The sequence below is a fragment of the Maribacter sp. MMG018 genome (assembly GCF_018100785.1).
In the GTDB taxonomy this organism is placed as follows: domain Bacteria; phylum Bacteroidota; class Bacteroidia; order Flavobacteriales; family Flavobacteriaceae; genus Maribacter.
Map to the genome: position 1 here is coordinate 1,110,752 of NZ_JAGJEC010000001.1, position 14,897 is coordinate 1,125,648.

General features: G+C 38.6%; 12 protein-coding genes. 5 read left to right on the top strand and 7 right to left on the bottom strand.

Translation table 11 applies throughout. The features are described from left to right. Positions 1-105: 105 nt before the first annotated feature. Both J8L85_RS04850 and J8L85_RS04855 read right to left on the bottom strand, forming a co-directional pair. Positions 106-1,815, bottom strand: coding sequence for a DUF1501 domain-containing protein (locus J8L85_RS04850; protein ID WP_211015086.1), 1,710 nt, complete (start codon positions 1,813-1,815; stop codon positions 106-108). A 14-nt stretch (positions 1,816-1,829) separates the two neighbouring features. Continuing rightward, positions 1,830-3,323, bottom strand: coding sequence for a DUF1800 domain-containing protein (locus J8L85_RS04855; RefSeq protein WP_211015088.1), 1,494 nt, complete (start codon positions 3,321-3,323; stop codon positions 1,830-1,832). A gap of 186 nt (positions 3,324-3,509) precedes the next feature. Between J8L85_RS04855 and J8L85_RS04860 the strand changes: the two genes are divergently transcribed. Together J8L85_RS04860 and J8L85_RS04865 are read left to right on the top strand one after the other, a co-directional pair. Beyond that, a complete protein-coding gene (locus J8L85_RS04860; protein WP_211015090.1) occupies positions 3,510-3,869 on the top strand; it encodes a YraN family protein in 360 nt (119 codons plus the stop codon). An 87-nt stretch (positions 3,870-3,956) separates the two neighbouring features. Beyond that, positions 3,957-4,616 carry an aspartate kinase gene (locus tag J8L85_RS04865; RefSeq protein ID WP_211015092.1) on the top strand — a complete coding sequence of 220 codons (660 nt, stop codon included), beginning with the start codon at positions 3,957-3,959 and terminating at the stop codon, positions 4,614-4,616. On the opposite strand, the gene J8L85_RS04870 is transcribed toward J8L85_RS04865, so the two are convergent. The 4 genes from J8L85_RS04870 to mfd all read right to left on the bottom strand — a co-directional run bounded on the left by J8L85_RS04870 (position 4,617) and on the right by mfd (position 11,101). Further along, positions 4,617-5,942 (bottom strand): TlpA disulfide reductase family protein, encoded by a 1,326-nt coding sequence (locus J8L85_RS04870; protein ID WP_211015094.1) that lies wholly within the window; start codon positions 5,940-5,942, stop codon positions 4,617-4,619. Between the two features lie 83 nt (positions 5,943-6,025). Continuing rightward, complete coding sequence (locus J8L85_RS04875) at positions 6,026-7,303, bottom strand: APC family permease (RefSeq protein WP_211015097.1); 1,278 nt, start codon at positions 7,301-7,303, stop codon at positions 6,026-6,028. A gap of 119 nt (positions 7,304-7,422) precedes the next feature. Then, a complete protein-coding gene (locus tag J8L85_RS04880; protein WP_211015099.1) occupies positions 7,423-7,761 on the bottom strand; it encodes a TerB family tellurite resistance protein in 339 nt (112 codons plus the stop codon). Next, positions 7,733-11,101, bottom strand: a complete 3,369-nt coding sequence (gene mfd / locus J8L85_RS04885; protein ID WP_211015101.1) for a transcription-repair coupling factor — start codon at positions 11,099-11,101, stop codon at positions 7,733-7,735. Before mfd ends, J8L85_RS04880 begins: the two co-directional genes overlap by 29 nt. 363 nt (positions 11,102-11,464) lie before the next feature. On the opposite strand from mfd, the gene J8L85_RS04890 reads away from it, so the two are divergent. Next, positions 11,465-11,887, top strand: a complete 423-nt coding sequence (locus J8L85_RS04890) for a TerB family tellurite resistance protein (protein ID WP_211015103.1) — start codon at positions 11,465-11,467, stop codon at positions 11,885-11,887. 48 nt (positions 11,888-11,935) lie between these two features. On the opposite strand, the gene fbp is transcribed toward J8L85_RS04890, so the two are convergent. Further along, positions 11,936-12,946, bottom strand: coding sequence for a class 1 fructose-bisphosphatase (gene fbp, locus J8L85_RS04895; RefSeq protein WP_211015105.1), 1,011 nt, complete (start codon positions 12,944-12,946; stop codon positions 11,936-11,938). 109 nt (positions 12,947-13,055) lie between these two features. Between fbp and J8L85_RS04900 the strand changes: the two genes are divergently transcribed. Both J8L85_RS04900 and J8L85_RS04905 read left to right on the top strand, forming a co-directional pair. Continuing rightward, complete coding sequence (locus J8L85_RS04900) at positions 13,056-13,535, top strand: GNAT family N-acetyltransferase (RefSeq protein ID WP_211015108.1); 480 nt, start codon at positions 13,056-13,058, stop codon at positions 13,533-13,535. 30 nt (positions 13,536-13,565) lie between these two features. After that, complete coding sequence (locus J8L85_RS04905; protein WP_211015109.1) at positions 13,566-14,813, top strand: aspartate kinase; 1,248 nt, start codon at positions 13,566-13,568, stop codon at positions 14,811-14,813. The last annotated feature ends 84 nt before the right edge of the window (positions 14,814-14,897 follow it).

A 14,897-nucleotide genomic window follows, 5' to 3' on the forward strand; every position in this document is an offset into this window, starting at 1 on the left:
AAGATTTTTAAGGCGGGGCAATGCCTGTTTTTCAAAAAAGAGAAAACCCTCGGTGTACCTGTGTAAGATACTGCCGAAGGTTAAGTTGCATAGTGGGGAAACAGATTAAGCTACCATTACCGATTTGCTCATTTTTTGATTCTGTACACTTATTCTATAAATGTACTTACCGGTAGATAGGTGCTTTGGTATGCGCTCTCGTATGTTTATCTCTGTGGAACCCTCTAGCATCATTTCGTTAAATACCGTGCCTACATGCTGTCCAAGAATATTATAAAGTTGAATGTCTACTTGAGCGGTAAAGGGCATTTCTAAATAAATATGTGGAGTACTGTCCGTTGGATAAAAAGGTTTATGTACTATAGCGTTCAACAGATCTGGGTTAAATGGATCCGTACTTTCTTCTCCTGGTTGGGTCGGTGGGGTTACCTCACCATCACTGTATACAATATCGGGAAAATCGGTGCCACTACAATTAAAGCCCAAGTTGACCGGTGCATATGGATGGTTCAGTAAATGTTGTTCTACCAATGGAATGTCTACACACAACCATTCTGCCAAAACGGTGGCGTACAGGTCTCTAAAGTCCATCGTGTACTCTAGGTTTCCTCTTCCGTCCGGGTTATCCAATGTTGGGTGGTCACCCACAAAGGCACTACCGTTTAAGCCAGACCCAAAGAATAGGGTAGGGGCCGCTTTACCGTGATCGGTTCCGTTAGAACCGTTTTCAAAGATTCGACGCCCGAATTCAGAGAAGGTCATACTTAATACCTTACTGTCTTGTTGTGTACAGGCCAGATCTTCGTAAAAATTATTTATTGCGATAGACAGATTGGTCATTAATCTTTCATGTACCAAAGGTTGGTTACCGTGGGTATCGAAGCCCGACATTGATATCATGTATACCTTGGTTCCTAAATTGCCTTTTATCAGTTTAGATATAACGGATAACTGTCTGGCGAAAGAATTATCTTGGTATTCAACACCACAACCTAGGGCTTCTCCTCTTTCATATGCTTCGTGTATCATACCAGAGTATTCATAGGTAGTATTGGCAACACCTCTTAAAAATTTTAATTGGTCACCATACATACAATCGTTGAACAGTGTATCGTCCAGGCCATAAACTACACCAGATTCCGCTATTTCTTCAAGTTGGTCGACATTAGAGGTCACAAAGGCATAGTTGGTTTCTTCCCCTTGAAAAACCAAACTACCAAATTGGCCTATTTGAATGGCCGCAGGTGCTGCTGGTGGGTTTACCAAATAATCTGGATAAATGTTTTCGAAGTGTCTTCCCATCCACCCGGTATTAAGCCCACTAAAACCGGTTGTGGTAAGGTCTGTATTGGCAAATATGTCGGATCCCGTAAAGTGGGAAAGACTTTGCCCTTCATAACCTACCCCGTGTACCGCTTTAAATTGCCCATTTCCCCACATAGGTTCCAATGCACTCATGTAGGATGGAACGCCAAATTCGTCCGTAAGCTTTAATACCTTACTTTCCGGAATGTAGATGTTAGGTCTTGCGTTGGCATAACTATCGTACTGTTCTATGGGGATAACGGTACTTAAGCCATCGTTGCCACCTGCAAGTCTAATTAGTATTAGAATGTTGTCCGTTTCAGCAGCCGCAATTCCGGCAGATAATGGGGAAGGGGCGGAAGCTGTAAGCATATTGGCACCTAACATCATAGAGCCTGAACCGGCTATTCCGAGTGCTTGTAAAAAAGAACGGCGACTCCAATACTGGTGTTCGTGATCATGACCATCGTGTTCTAGTCCTTTGTGGGGTGAATGAGGTTTATTGCACATAGTAGTAGGTGTTGTTATTTTAATTGAAATTCTGGTTGCCTTGCTAAATATTGAAGTAATAAGTATACTTGGTACGGCGCTTGGGGCCAGGTGCTCAATGTCCAAGATTCTTGATTGCCGCCTTCGTAGTAAACATCTTCCACATCACTTCTGAAAATAGCGAAAGCCTTTTCGTATTCGGCTTCGTTAAGAAGGCCTTTAGGTAACACAAAATCTATAATTTGTCGAGCGATAACATCGGGGTTGGCACTGGTCATACCTGAGGTTCCGGTAATTTCCAGTCCAAAAGTTCTAAATTGTTCGTTATTATCTTGATAAAAACTCTGTAAAATACTTTCAATGGTAAGCCATCTACCTATTAGAAAATTTGTGTTTATCCAAGTTCTATCTCGTTGCCAGCCGTTAACGTCAAATGGGTTGAACAGTTTTTGACTCAATAGTTCACTATAATAGACCATTCCGCTTACAGTGGTATCGTCATATGCAAAACTGGTTTCCTTTAGGGTGTTAAAGTAGAAGTCGAACGGACTTTTTATAATAACCCCTATAGCTTCATCGTCAAAAAAGTGTTCACTTTTAAAAAGTTGCCTTAGTACCGGTGCTATTTCAAAATCGTTAAGAACAAAGGTCGCTGCCATACCATCTATTATGGTTTGGGCATTGTTCATCTCATCTTTCGAGTCTGGATGAACAAAGAATTCATATAGTTTTCTACAAATGAATTCGGCAACTTCATTACCTCTTTGTTCGAAAAGAATATCGATTACATCGTCGTAACCCCAATTACCGGTCTGTCCTAAAATGGTCTTGGTGCCGTCATCATGTTTTGTCGGGTCAAAGGTGACTTGTGTACAACCTTCTTCGCCACGTTCTACATAACCACTTAGGGCCCTGGCAGTTTCTACAATATCTTCTTCCGTATACCCATTACCTTCACCTAGGGTAAAAAGTTCGTATAGTTCACGCGCATAGTTTTCATTTGGATTGCTACCGTTGTTATAGGCGCCATCCAAATAGTATAACATCGCACTGGTGAGGCCGACTTCGCGCACAAATGTTTTAAAATTACCAATAGCATATGTTTGTAGGCAGTTGATGTAATGGTATAAAAATGAATTACAATTGTACACTTCTATTTGGGTCACGAAATGATTGCTCCAAAAAAAGCTTAAACGATCCCTTAGGTTGTTGTTTAAAAGACTATTGGCATAATCTAGTGTGAATTGAGATCGCTGTTCGTTTATAAGTTGGTTTCTGGCATCATCGTCCGCAGGGTAGTCGGCATTGTTCCAGTCCGCCCATGTAGGGGCCGGTAAGGGAGCCATGCCAATAGCTTGGTCCACAAGTGTGTCTACCAATGTTCCTGAATTCTGACCTATTGCTTGTTTAATGGTTTGTACAGATGCACTAAATCCTAACCTTCTGTACAAATGCGAAGCTCTTAGCTGGTCTAAAGGAGCATTATAGGGTGCAAGAGTAGAAGTATTACAATTAATGAAATATTCCATAGTCTTAGTAAGGCGTTATTAAATTACGTTCTATAGAGTTGGGGCTTCTATTTAACGACACGAAATTTTGGATAGTATATAAATCCGTATATTTTCGTTGACCGGCAATCGAAATTAGCTTCTTAATTCAAAAAAAACGTCAAATAACGTATATTTTCGATGAAATGCACGTTTTAACTTATTATTATGGGGAGACATAACGAGTTTGGGAAGGAAGGTGAAGAAATAGCAAAGAATTTCTTGGAGAAAAAAGGATATTCTATATGTTATAGAAATTATAGGTACTTACAGGCAGAAGTAGATATAATTGCTGAGAAAGACAATGTATTGGCTGTTGTTGAGGTGCGCTCAAGAAGTTCTGACTTTATAGAGAACATTGCGGAAACCATTACCCCTAAAAAAATTAAGTTGTTGGTCATGGCCGCCGATCATTACGTAACCTCTAAAGATTTGGATGTAGAAATACGATTTGATGTGATTACGATACTAAAAAATAAAAGCATCTTTAAAATAGAACATTTAGAATCTGCTTTTTACCATTTTTAATACTCTACCATATTAATAGGATAAATTTTAAAAACATTTTGTTTTATTTGTAACAAGTTGTTATATTTGCACAACAACTAAAAACTTATGAAAACAATATCGTCTGTTGTAGAACAATACATTAAGAAAAAGCCTTTTTTGCAAAGCGCTTTAGCTCAAGGAATTATAAACCTAACTTCCTTGTCTAGAATCGTAAAACCTGAAATCGAGTCTGAATTAGGGAAGGAAATTCGTAATGGGGCCATTGTGATGGCGTTAAAAAGATTGTCTGACGATTTAGAGTTTAGGGCGACCCATAAGATTTTAAAGGTTTTAAAAAATATTGGTGAAATTACGGTGAGATCTTCGCTTACCGATTATACCTTCTTGGCATCTGACAATATTTTGGTACAGCAAGCCAAATTGTTAGAGGAGATAAATGATAACCAAGATGTTTTTTACACTTCGAGCAGGGGTGTAAATGAGATCAATATTGTTATCAGTAATTTAATGGACAAAACGGTAGAGCAGCTTTTTAAGAATGAAAAATGTACTCAAAAAGCTGAAGATCTATCTTCTATAACAGTAAAACTCCCAGCAGAGAATGTTTCTGTGCCGGGAATTTATTACTTTATTTTTCAGCGCTTGGCTTGGGAAGGTATCGTGCTTTACGAAGTTATTTCCACTACCAACGAGTTTACTATTTTGGTAAACGACGAGCAGGTAGATATTGCCTTTAAGACCATTAAGGACCTTAAATCTTTATAACTAATCTTTCTTTTTAAGAAAGTCCATTACCTCTTCTGCAGATTCAGGTTTGGCAATAAATCTTTTTTTGCTGTCCAATATAAAATAGGATGGGGTCTTTTGTATGGCAAAAGTTTTGGCGTACTCGCTTTCCCATTTTCCCAAAGCGATGGCGTGGTGAAAATCGGCTAACCTTGGTATGGTCGCTTGCCAGTTTTCGGTGTTGTCCTCCAGTCCTACGGCCACAACTTTTATACCATCGAATTTTTGTAGTTCTTTGTGAAGTCCTGGTAATTCGTTTAGACAGTGAGAACATGTACTGCTCCAGAATATAAGTACGTATTTAGATGCTCCGTTCAGTGCTGAAAGAGATTTTGTGGCACCATTTTCCTGCCAAGTTATTTCAGGTGAGACCGCTCCTATTCGTAACCTGATATTTGTCTCTATTTCGGCTACCAAATTATTGTTGCCGGCCTCTAGGGCAAAACCTTTTAAGTAATTGTCAAAAATATAGTCGGAAACTTCATATACGCCATCGTTGTTTGCTTTTGTCCAAGCTTGGTCTAAAATCTGTACTTTAAGGTTTAGGGGAATGTCTCCTAATTTAGAAGCTACATCTGTCACATTTTCATTAATGGCCTTTACCAGAACGTCTCTTTTGGTCGCATCTGGGGGTATGGCCCAAAAAATATAACTAAGTATTTTATCCGAAAAGAAATCTGAAGATTGTATGGTGCCATCCTTAAAATCTATAGCATCGAAATAATGATCCTTTTTTAGTTTGAGGAAATCGTTTAAAGGAACAAATTTCTCTGGTAGATAGTGTTTGTTGGCCTTTATGAAATGACTGGCGATCGTTCCTTTGGATGCTTCTTCATATTTGGCCTGGGCCTTTTTAAGGTTGGCCGTAATCTGATCATATTCTTTCTCTGTAGGATTTTCTTTCTGATAAAAATCCATCAACCTATTTTTTAACATGTCAATTTCCGAGAAGTAACTGCTATATAGCTTGTTTTCTACCGAACTGACAAAATCTAGGCCCGATTCCAGATCAAAATTAAAGACAACATCTTCTTCGCAATTGTATATAAAATCTATGTAGTAGGTGTCTTGTGGTACGGCATATACCACTCTGTACATTCCTGGGGATACTGAATTTGACAAGGTAAATTCGAAATGGCCATCTTTTACGGCCGTATCGGTTACATAACTCTGACCATTTGAATTTAAATGGTATACCATAAGCCATTTGAAAGATTTTGCAGGCGATAGGTTGCCCGATACGGTATGTTGTGATTTGGCTCCAGTGCTAATGAGCAGTATAAAAATAATAGCGAATAATCTCATAATCTCAGATTTCAATTTTCTATTTTATGTCTTGGCTTCTTTTTTAAAAGGGTTCTAAACCGTAGTTCTTATTTGAACATTTACTACGTATCTTTTCTTTTTTTATAAATGAATTCCATTAAGAAACAGCTAAAGATAACCGAAATAGAAACGATTACCCCCAATCTGTTGTCCGAATATTGTTGGGCCATAAGAACACATGTAGCCACCATACAAAGTATGAAGCCAAGAAATGTAATTGTTTTATTGGCATTTATCTCTTTAAATAGTTTGAAAGCGCTATAATTTACCATGGAAAAGATGAGGAGAAAACCTACACTGCCCGATGTGGAAATACTTTCAAGGTTGAGGGTGTTCACCAATATCAAGGTAAGTACGGCCGTGATCAGTAGGCCAATGGGTTGGTTCCATAATCTACTTGTGAGCTCATGGGGCAATTCATCATCTTCGGCTATTTCGTAACTGACCCTGCTACCACCGTACAAAGAGGCGTTAATAGCGGAAAAGGTAGATATGAGGGCGGCCACTGTCATAACGGTAAAACCTAGTTCGCCAAGCATGGGTTTGGCGGCTTCTGCCAATACATAGTCCTCCGCATCGGATATGTCGGAAAAGGATAGTGAGCCAACAGTAACCGTTGCTATGATCATATATAGGGCGATTACAAAAATCACTGACCAATAATAGGCCCTTGGAATGTTTTTTTCCGGGTTTACAATATTGGAGGCAGAGTTGGCAATAAGCTCAAAACCCTCGTAGGCCACAAAAATAACCATGCCACCGGTCAACAAATTCAAAGGACCTTCCCAATGTTCGGGTTTCAATTGGCTAAGATAGGGGTTGCCAATTAGCCCGTATGTGCCAATACCTATAAAAACAAATAAAATTATAAGTTTAATGATAACGGCATACGATTCTATTTTACTCACTACCGTTATGCTGTAGTAATTTATGGCAGTAGCAAAAATAACGACCATACTTGAGTATAAGTGGGTGTCTATGCCAGTGTCACCTGTAATGGAAAATAAATTTGGGGCATACGATCCAAAAGCCGAAGCATAGAGCCCGAGCATAATAATATAGCTGATCCATAGTAAATTATTGAGGCCACCGCTGAACAGGTTTTTGCCAAGGCCCTGGTTCAAAAATTTTACGGTACCGCCACTGTCTGGATAGACCAGCGATAGTTTTACATAACTGTAAGAGGTGATAAGAGCTAAAATACCGGCTATAAAAAATGCAATGGGCGTGCCACCTTGGGCCAAAGAGACAGCTAGTCCTAAAACGGCAAAGATGCCGCCTCCGACCATACCGCCGATGCCTATGGACATAGCTTCTTTAAGGCCTATTTTGTTGCTCATGTCTGAACTTGTATTAAAAACAATGGGCAGGGCCCAAAAAAAATTCTTGAATAGCTAAAAGAATTTTGACTATCAAAATTAAAAGAACTCAAGGTAGATATATAATATAGGAGCTATTTTTAAATAGCTCCTAAAACCTGTTCTATTATCTCTATTTCTTTATGGTGCACAAACCCATCGGACTGAGCTACTTCTTTCATGCGTTTAGAAAGAAATTCTTTCTTTTCGAGAGATAGGTTTTTGAGTAATTCAATACTTTGTTCCCTATCTAAATTTCGGGCTTGAATAAGAAAATTGGTATCAAAATCCAGAACCTTCATAAGTTGGGCAAAAGCATTTATCTCTCCTTTATGTACTTGTCCGTCAGCATAAATTACTGCATCGATAACATTTACAATAGCCAGTTTTTCCGATATATCAAATTCCACTTTATGCTGTTTGTTTTTCTTTTGTTTCAAAAGGTTGTAGTGCCAATAAAGCCCTGTCTACAGACCTGATGTTGTCAAAGACCAATAATAAACGTAGCCCTTTACGGGTCTGTTTTTCTTTGATCTTGCATTCTTTTACATGTGATTGCACATATTGTAATACTCTGGTGAATGTGCTGGTTTGATAAAACTCGGATTGTTGGTCGCTAATAAAATAGCCGATCATCTTACCTTGTTTCATCACTATTTTTTCTAACCCTATACTATTGGCAATCCATTTGATGCGAACAGAGTTTAGTAGATCTTGGGCTTCGTCGGGTAGTTCGCCAAAACGATCTACCAATTGCGCTTCAAATTTTTGTAGTGCTTCTTCGTCCTTTACTTGGTTAAGGTCGGTGTACAAGGTGAGTCTTTCTGTGATGTTATTGATGTAATCATCGGGGAACAGTAATTCAAAATCAGAATCGATCTGTGTTTCCTTGACAAATACCTTTTTTTGATCACCTTCTACTTCGTCATATAAATCCTTGAATTCATTTTCTTTGAGCTCCTCTATGGCTTCTGCCAATATCTTTTGGTAGGTCTCAAAACCTATTTCGTTGATAAAGCCACTTTGTTCACCGCCCAAAAGGTCTCCAGCACCTCTAATTTCAAGGTCTTTCATGGCAATATTAAAGCCACTGCCCAATTCTGTAAATTGTTCCAGTGCTTCAATACGTTTACGGGCATCGGTGGTCATCACTTCATACGGGGGTGTAATAAAATAGCAGAACGCTTTTTTGTTTCCACGTCCTACACGGCCCCGCATCTGGTGTAGGTCGCTAAGGCCAAAGTTATTGGCATTGTTAATAAAAATGGTGTTGGCATTGGTTACATCCAGGCCACTCTCTACAATTGTGGTGGAAACCAGCACATCAAATTCACCGTTGATAAAACCTAGCATTAAGGCCTCTAATTTTTTTCCGTCCATTTGCCCATGGCCGATTCCCACTTTGGCATCGGGTACGAGGCGTTGGATCATTCCGGCAACTTCTTTGATGTTTTCTATGCGGTTGTGAATAAAGAAAACCTGTCCGCCCCGTTCAATTTCATAACTAACGGCATCCCTGATCGTTTCCTCGTTAAAACGAATTACCTGACTTTCTATAGGGTATCTGTTTGGTGGGGGAGTGGTAATCGTAGAAAGGTCTCGCGCGGCCATTAAGCTGAACTGAAGGGTACGGGGAATTGGGGTGGCCGTCAATGTAAGTACATCTACATTCTCTTTTATAGATTTTAATTTGTCCTTTACCGATACACCGAACTTTTGTTCCTCGTCCACTATTAAAAGTCCAAGATCTTGAAATTTTACGTTTTTGTTCACCAATTGGTGCGTACCGATGATGATATCTACCTTGCCCGCTGCTAAATTCTCAAGAGTTTGCTTTTTCTCTTTTGCAGTTCTAAATCTATTTAGATAGTCGACCGTGACGGGCATTTCCTTTAATCTTTCGGAAAACGTGCGATGGTGCTGAAAAGCCAATATGGTGGTCGGTACCAGTACGGCTACCTGTTTACCATTGTCCACAGCTTTGAAGGCGGCCCTAATCGCAACTTCTGTTTTGCCAAAACCAACGTCTCCACAGATCAAACGGTCCATGGGGCGTTCGCTTTCCATGTCTTTTTTTACGGCTTCGGTAGCGGTACTTTGATCGGGTGTATCTTCGTAAATAAAGGAAGCTTCCAATTCGTTCTGTAAGTAACTATCGGGGCTGTACTGAAAGCCTTTTTCCAGTCTTCTTTTGGCATACACCTTTATAAGGTCGAATGCTATTTTTTTGACACGGGTCTTGGTCTTGTCCTTGATTTTTTTCCAAGCCCCAGAACCTAATTTGTATATTTTTGGGACCGCTCCGTCCTTTCCGTTAAATTTAGAGATCTTATGTAAAGAATGTATGCTTACGTACAAGATGTCGCGTTCCCCATACATTAATTTAATGGCCTCTTGTTTTTTGCCGTCTACGTCTATTTTCTTTAATCCGCCAAACTTGCCGATACCATGATCTATATGGGTAACATAATCCCCAATTTCAAGTTTGTTGAGCTCTTTTAGGGTTATGGCCTGTTTTTTTGCATAGCCATTTTTAAGGTGGAACTTGTGGTAGCGTTCAAATATTTGATGATCGGTATAGCACACCAGCTTATTATCGTCGTCCACAAAACCCTGAAACAATGGAAAAACGATAATCTGGTAATGCACCTGTTTGCTCACCTCTTCAAAAATTGCGTGAAAACGATTTGCTTGTTGCTCGCTGGCGCAAAAAATATAATTGGTGTAACCTTGTTCTCTATGGCCGTTTAGGTTATCGATCAATAGATCGAACTTTTTATTGAAAGAGGGTTGGGGTTTGGTGCGGAACTCCACTACTTCCGATACATCTCGGTGAGAATCCATGGTAAGCAGCGTAAAATCGGATAAATGATTTTTGAATGCAGTACCGCCCATAAACAGTTCCTCGGGCTCGGCGTGCTTTATATCTTTCGATAATTTTAAAAAAGCTTCTTTTGCCTTTTCGAAAAAATCGTCCAAACGACCATATAAAAGGTCTGTGTTTTTGGCAAAAACCAAGGTTTTAGATGCTACATAGCTTAAAAAACTCTGTCTTTTTTCTATTAAGAACTTATCGGCCATATTGGGCACAATAGTGATCGATTTCACCTTTTCTTTAGAAAGCTGTGTTTCTACGTCAAAGGTTCTGATACTATCTATCTCATCGCCAAAAAACTCTATACGGTAGGGCTCGTCATGTGAAAAGGAATACACGTCCACAATACCCCCACGAACAGAAAATTCGCCTGGTTCCGTAACAAAATCGACTCTTTTAAATTGATACTCGAACAGTACTTCGTTCAAAAAATCTAAAGAGAGGGTGTCTCCCAATTTTATTTTTAAAGTGTTCTTGTCCAGTTCTTTTCTGGTAATTACCTTTTCGAAAAGCGCATCCGGATAGGTAACTATGAGCGCCGGTTTTTTTCTAGAGTTTATCCGGTTTAAAACTTCGGCCCGCAATAGCACATTGGCATTATCGGTTTCCTCTATCTGGTAGGGTCTTCTGTAACTGCCGGGATAAAAGAGGACATCATCTTCGTTTATTAACCGTTCTAGATCGTTCAGGTAATAGGCAGCTTCTTCCTTATCGTTAAAAATAGCAAGAAGGGGAAGCTCGGCATTTGTAAAAACATTGGCCAGCACAAAAGACAGGGATGAACCCGTAAGGCCTTTTATTTGGATGTTTTTGTTAGAAGTAGTTTCAGAAAGGGCAATAGTATCCAGTAGTTTCCCTGTTTGGGGAGACTGTAGGTACTGTTGTTGGATAGAAAAATGGCTCAACAATTAAATATTTGTGCAAATATAAGCATCCATGATCTATAGATACTAAGTGTTTTGTCTAATATGGAATACATTTTGATCAAAAAATGTTTTAAATATTTATGTGGCGATGAACTGGTTTTTGTACTTGTGTTTTATTGTATCGCTGTTTTTTAAAGGGTGTAAAGACTTTTCTGTTCGCCACCTCGATCTTAAAAAAAAAATGGGAGTTTTCATTTAATAAATTTTATTTCTGATAATCTGTGCAATAGAGAGTTATGGGTATTTTTTTGTGTTTGAATTTTACATTTCAACAAAGTTTGAAACAAAATAAATAATGAACTTTAAAAAAATTATATTTGCCGAATAACTAAAAATTAAGATATGTCTTTTGCAGATTTATATACTAGTGGAGAACACAGAAAAAATCTAGCTCATTTTGCTGCCTTGGCTACTTTGGCTTCTGTAGATGGGGAGATTAGTGTCGAGGAAAAAGAATTGTTGGATCGTTTTGCACGAAAGTTGGATATCACCAAATCGGAATACGAAGAGGTATTAAAAAAAGAAAACAAATATCCTATCGATGCTACCAACGATTCTGAAAAGCGTTTAGAGCGATTGTTCGATTTGTTGCGAATTGTATATTCCGATCATAAAATAGACGACGAAGAAATGGTGATGCTAAAGAGATATGCAATAGGTATGGGCTTTACCAACGAAACGGCCGATAAGATAATTAAAAGGTCGGTAGCTATTTTTGGTGGTAAAATAGATTTTGAGGATTATCTATACTTGGTTAAAAAGTAATAGACACCGATGATAAAATGAAAAGGGAGCTTTTAGCTCCCTTTTTTTTTATTGGTATTTTTCTAAAAATTCTTTCAGTTTCTCTACCATTTTTCTACTTCCGCAGAAAAAAGGAACACGTTGGTGCAACTCGGTCGGTTGAATGTCGAGAATACGGGTTTTACCACCTATTGCCATACCGTTCGCCTGTTCGGCAATAAAGGCCATAGGATTACATTCATACAACAGCCTTAGTTTTCCACTGTGTGTTACACTGCTTTTAGGATACATATATATACCGCCTTTGATCATGTTTCTGTGAAAATCGGAAACCAATGAGCCAATGTATCTAGAGGTGTAGGGCCTGTCACCTTCTTCCATTTGGCAATATTTGATATAATCTTTTACCCCTTGGTGAAAATGAACGTAATTACCTTCGTTTACCGAGTATATTTTACCCGTTTCCGGAAATTGCATGTTAGGGTGCGATAAATAAAAAGTACCTAGGGCAGGGTTAAGGGTAAATCCGTTAACTCCGTGGCCCGTTGTGTAAACAATCATTGTAGATGTGCCGTATACGACATAGCCCGCCGCTACTTGTTGATTTCCGGGCTGAAGAAAATCCTCAAGGGTAACGGGTGTTCCTACAGGGGTAATTCTTCTATAGATAGAAAAGATGGTACCTACCGATACGTTCACGTCTATATTGGAAGAACCGTCCAAAGGATCGATCAAAACCACATATTTGTTCTGATGGTTTTCGTCACTACTGTTTATAGATATAAAGCTGTCTTCTTCTTCTGAGGCAATACCACAGACTATTTCACGGTTCGTTAAGGTCTGAATAAACTTTTCGTTGGCAAAGACATCTAGTTTTTGTTGATTTTCACCCTGAATGTTGGTTTCGCCTGCAGCACCTATGATATCTACTAGCCCTGCTTTATTTACTTCGTGGTTCACTACTTTTGCCGCAAGTCTTATCGCATTTATAAGTTTTGATAATTCGCCCGAAGAATATTGAAACGAGTTTTGATTTTCAATAATAAACTCCCCTAAGGTCTGTTTTCTTGTTGCTGCCATATTTTATTGGTTATTCTGTATACAAATATCGGGTATTTTGTGAAACTCTCTTCTTTTGGATGGATATGTTTTTTTAAATTTATAACTTTGTGTTTTATTTGTAACAATTATGAATTATACAATAAGAGAAGCTAGAAGAGAGGATATGGCTCAGGTCTTGAATCTGATAACCGAACTTGCCATTTTTGAAAAAGAGGATAATGCGGTTGAAGTGACTGTTGAGGATCTAGAGGAAAGTGGGTTTGGTGACCAAAAGCTATTTCATTGTTTTGTAGCCGATAAAGAAAGACAAATTGTAGGTATGGCCTTGGTCTATCCCAGATATTCTACATGGAAGGGTCCGGTGATTCATTTAGAAGACCTTATTGTTACCGAGCAGATGAGAGGTAGCGGCTTAGGTACCGCTCTATTGAACGAAGTAGTTAAATATGGGAATGGGCTCGGTGTAAAAAGAATAAGTTGGGAAGTGTTGGATTGGAACGAACCCGCAATTGATTTTTATCAAAGCAAAGGTGCCGATGTAAAAAGAGATTGGGATGTTGTACACCTGGACGAAGAAGGTATTTCTACCTACTTGTCAAAAATTTAAATAAAAAAATAGATTGTAGAAGTATAGATTATGAGAGTATTTAAATTCGGGGGAGCATCGGTTAAAGATGCAGATGCGGTTAGGAATGTGGTAAATGTATTGCAGCAAGTAGGCTACGATAATACTTTGTTGGTGGTTTCCGCAATGGGTAAGACCACTAATGCCATGGAAGAAATAGTGAACGCTTACTTTAGGAACAAAGAAGAGATACCTTCTAAAATTTCGGATATAGTAGAGTATCATAATAATATATTGTCAGACCTTTTTGAGAACAAACAACATAGCATATATAAAGATTTTAAAATATTGATCGATGAGATCAATGGTTTTTTGGTTTGGAACAAATCGCCTAACTATAATTTTGTCTATGACCAAATTGTGGGTTATGGTGAGTTGATATCCACGACCATTATCAGTGCCTATTTAAAGGAGGTGGGTATTGCTAATAATTGGTTGGATGTTCGTCATTATATAAAGACCAACAATGCTTACCGCGATACAACGGTCAATTGGGAAGAAACCCAGAACAATATGGCGAATATTAATACCGAGGTGCTGAACATAACACAAGGGTTTTTAGGTAGCGACGATAATAACTTTACGACTACCCTAGGTAGGGAAGGGTCCGATTATACAGCGGCCATCTTTGCATATTGTCTCAATGCTGAGTCGGTGACCATCTGGAAAGATGTACCTGGAGTCTTGAATGCCGATCCCAGATATTTTAAAGAAACACAACTGTTGAACAATATCTCGTACAGAGAAGCAATAGAACTTGCTTTTTATGGTGCGTCGGTAATACACCCTAAGACCTTACAGCCATTACAGCGCAAAGAGATCCCGTTGCATGTAAAATCCTTTTTGAACCCAAAAGGAAATGGAACTACGGTAGGCAAAGGAATGGGGATAGAACCAAAAGTGCCATGTTTTATCGTTAAAAAGAACCAAGTACTGATGAAACTCTCTTCGTTGGATTTTTCCTTTATGTTAGAAGATAATATTAGCGAGATCTTTAAGCTTTTTCATGAGTTTAAAATAAAGGTAGACCTTATCCAGAATTCAGCGATCAGTTTTTCGGTATGTGTAGATAATAAATTTGGAGGATTGGACGATTTGTTAAAACAATTAAAAAGTAAGTTCAAGGTGGTGCATCAAGAAAATGTATCCTTGTATACCGTAAGGCATTTTAACAATAAAGCCTTGGAAACCTTACAGAACGGATATGAAATACTGTTAGAGCAACGAGGTAAGGAAACGGTGCAGTTAGTGGTAAAATAGAAAAGGTTATTTCTTTAGAAATGTTAAAATAATGCGCTTCGAAAGCGCATTTTCCTATATTTATGGATTCTTTAAGAAATATTG

Coding starts and splice junctions, on each gene's coding strand:
- J8L85_RS04860 (WP_211015090.1), top strand. CDS start 3,510: ATGGGGAGACATAACGAGTTTGGGAAGGAAGGTGAAGAAATAGCAAAG.
- J8L85_RS04870 (WP_211015094.1), bottom strand. CDS start 5,942: ATGAGATTATTCGCTATTATTTTTATACTGCTCATTAGCACTGGAGCC.
- J8L85_RS04875 (WP_211015097.1), bottom strand. CDS start 7,303: ATGAGCAACAAAATAGGCCTTAAAGAAGCTATGTCCATAGGCATCGGC.
- J8L85_RS04850 (WP_211015086.1), bottom strand. CDS start 1,815: ATGTGCAATAAACCTCATTCACCCCACAAAGGACTAGAACACGATGGT.
- J8L85_RS04855 (WP_211015088.1), bottom strand. CDS start 3,323: ATGGAATATTTCATTAATTGTAATACTTCTACTCTTGCACCCTATAAT.
- J8L85_RS04890 (WP_211015103.1), top strand. CDS start 11,465: ATGTCTTTTGCAGATTTATATACTAGTGGAGAACACAGAAAAAATCTA.
- J8L85_RS04905 (WP_211015109.1), top strand. CDS start 13,566: ATGAGAGTATTTAAATTCGGGGGAGCATCGGTTAAAGATGCAGATGCG.
- J8L85_RS04900 (WP_211015108.1), top strand. CDS start 13,056: ATGAATTATACAATAAGAGAAGCTAGAAGAGAGGATATGGCTCAGGTC.
- J8L85_RS04865 (WP_211015092.1), top strand. CDS start 3,957: ATGAAAACAATATCGTCTGTTGTAGAACAATACATTAAGAAAAAGCCT.
- fbp (WP_211015105.1), bottom strand. CDS start 12,946: ATGGCAGCAACAAGAAAACAGACCTTAGGGGAGTTTATTATTGAAAAT.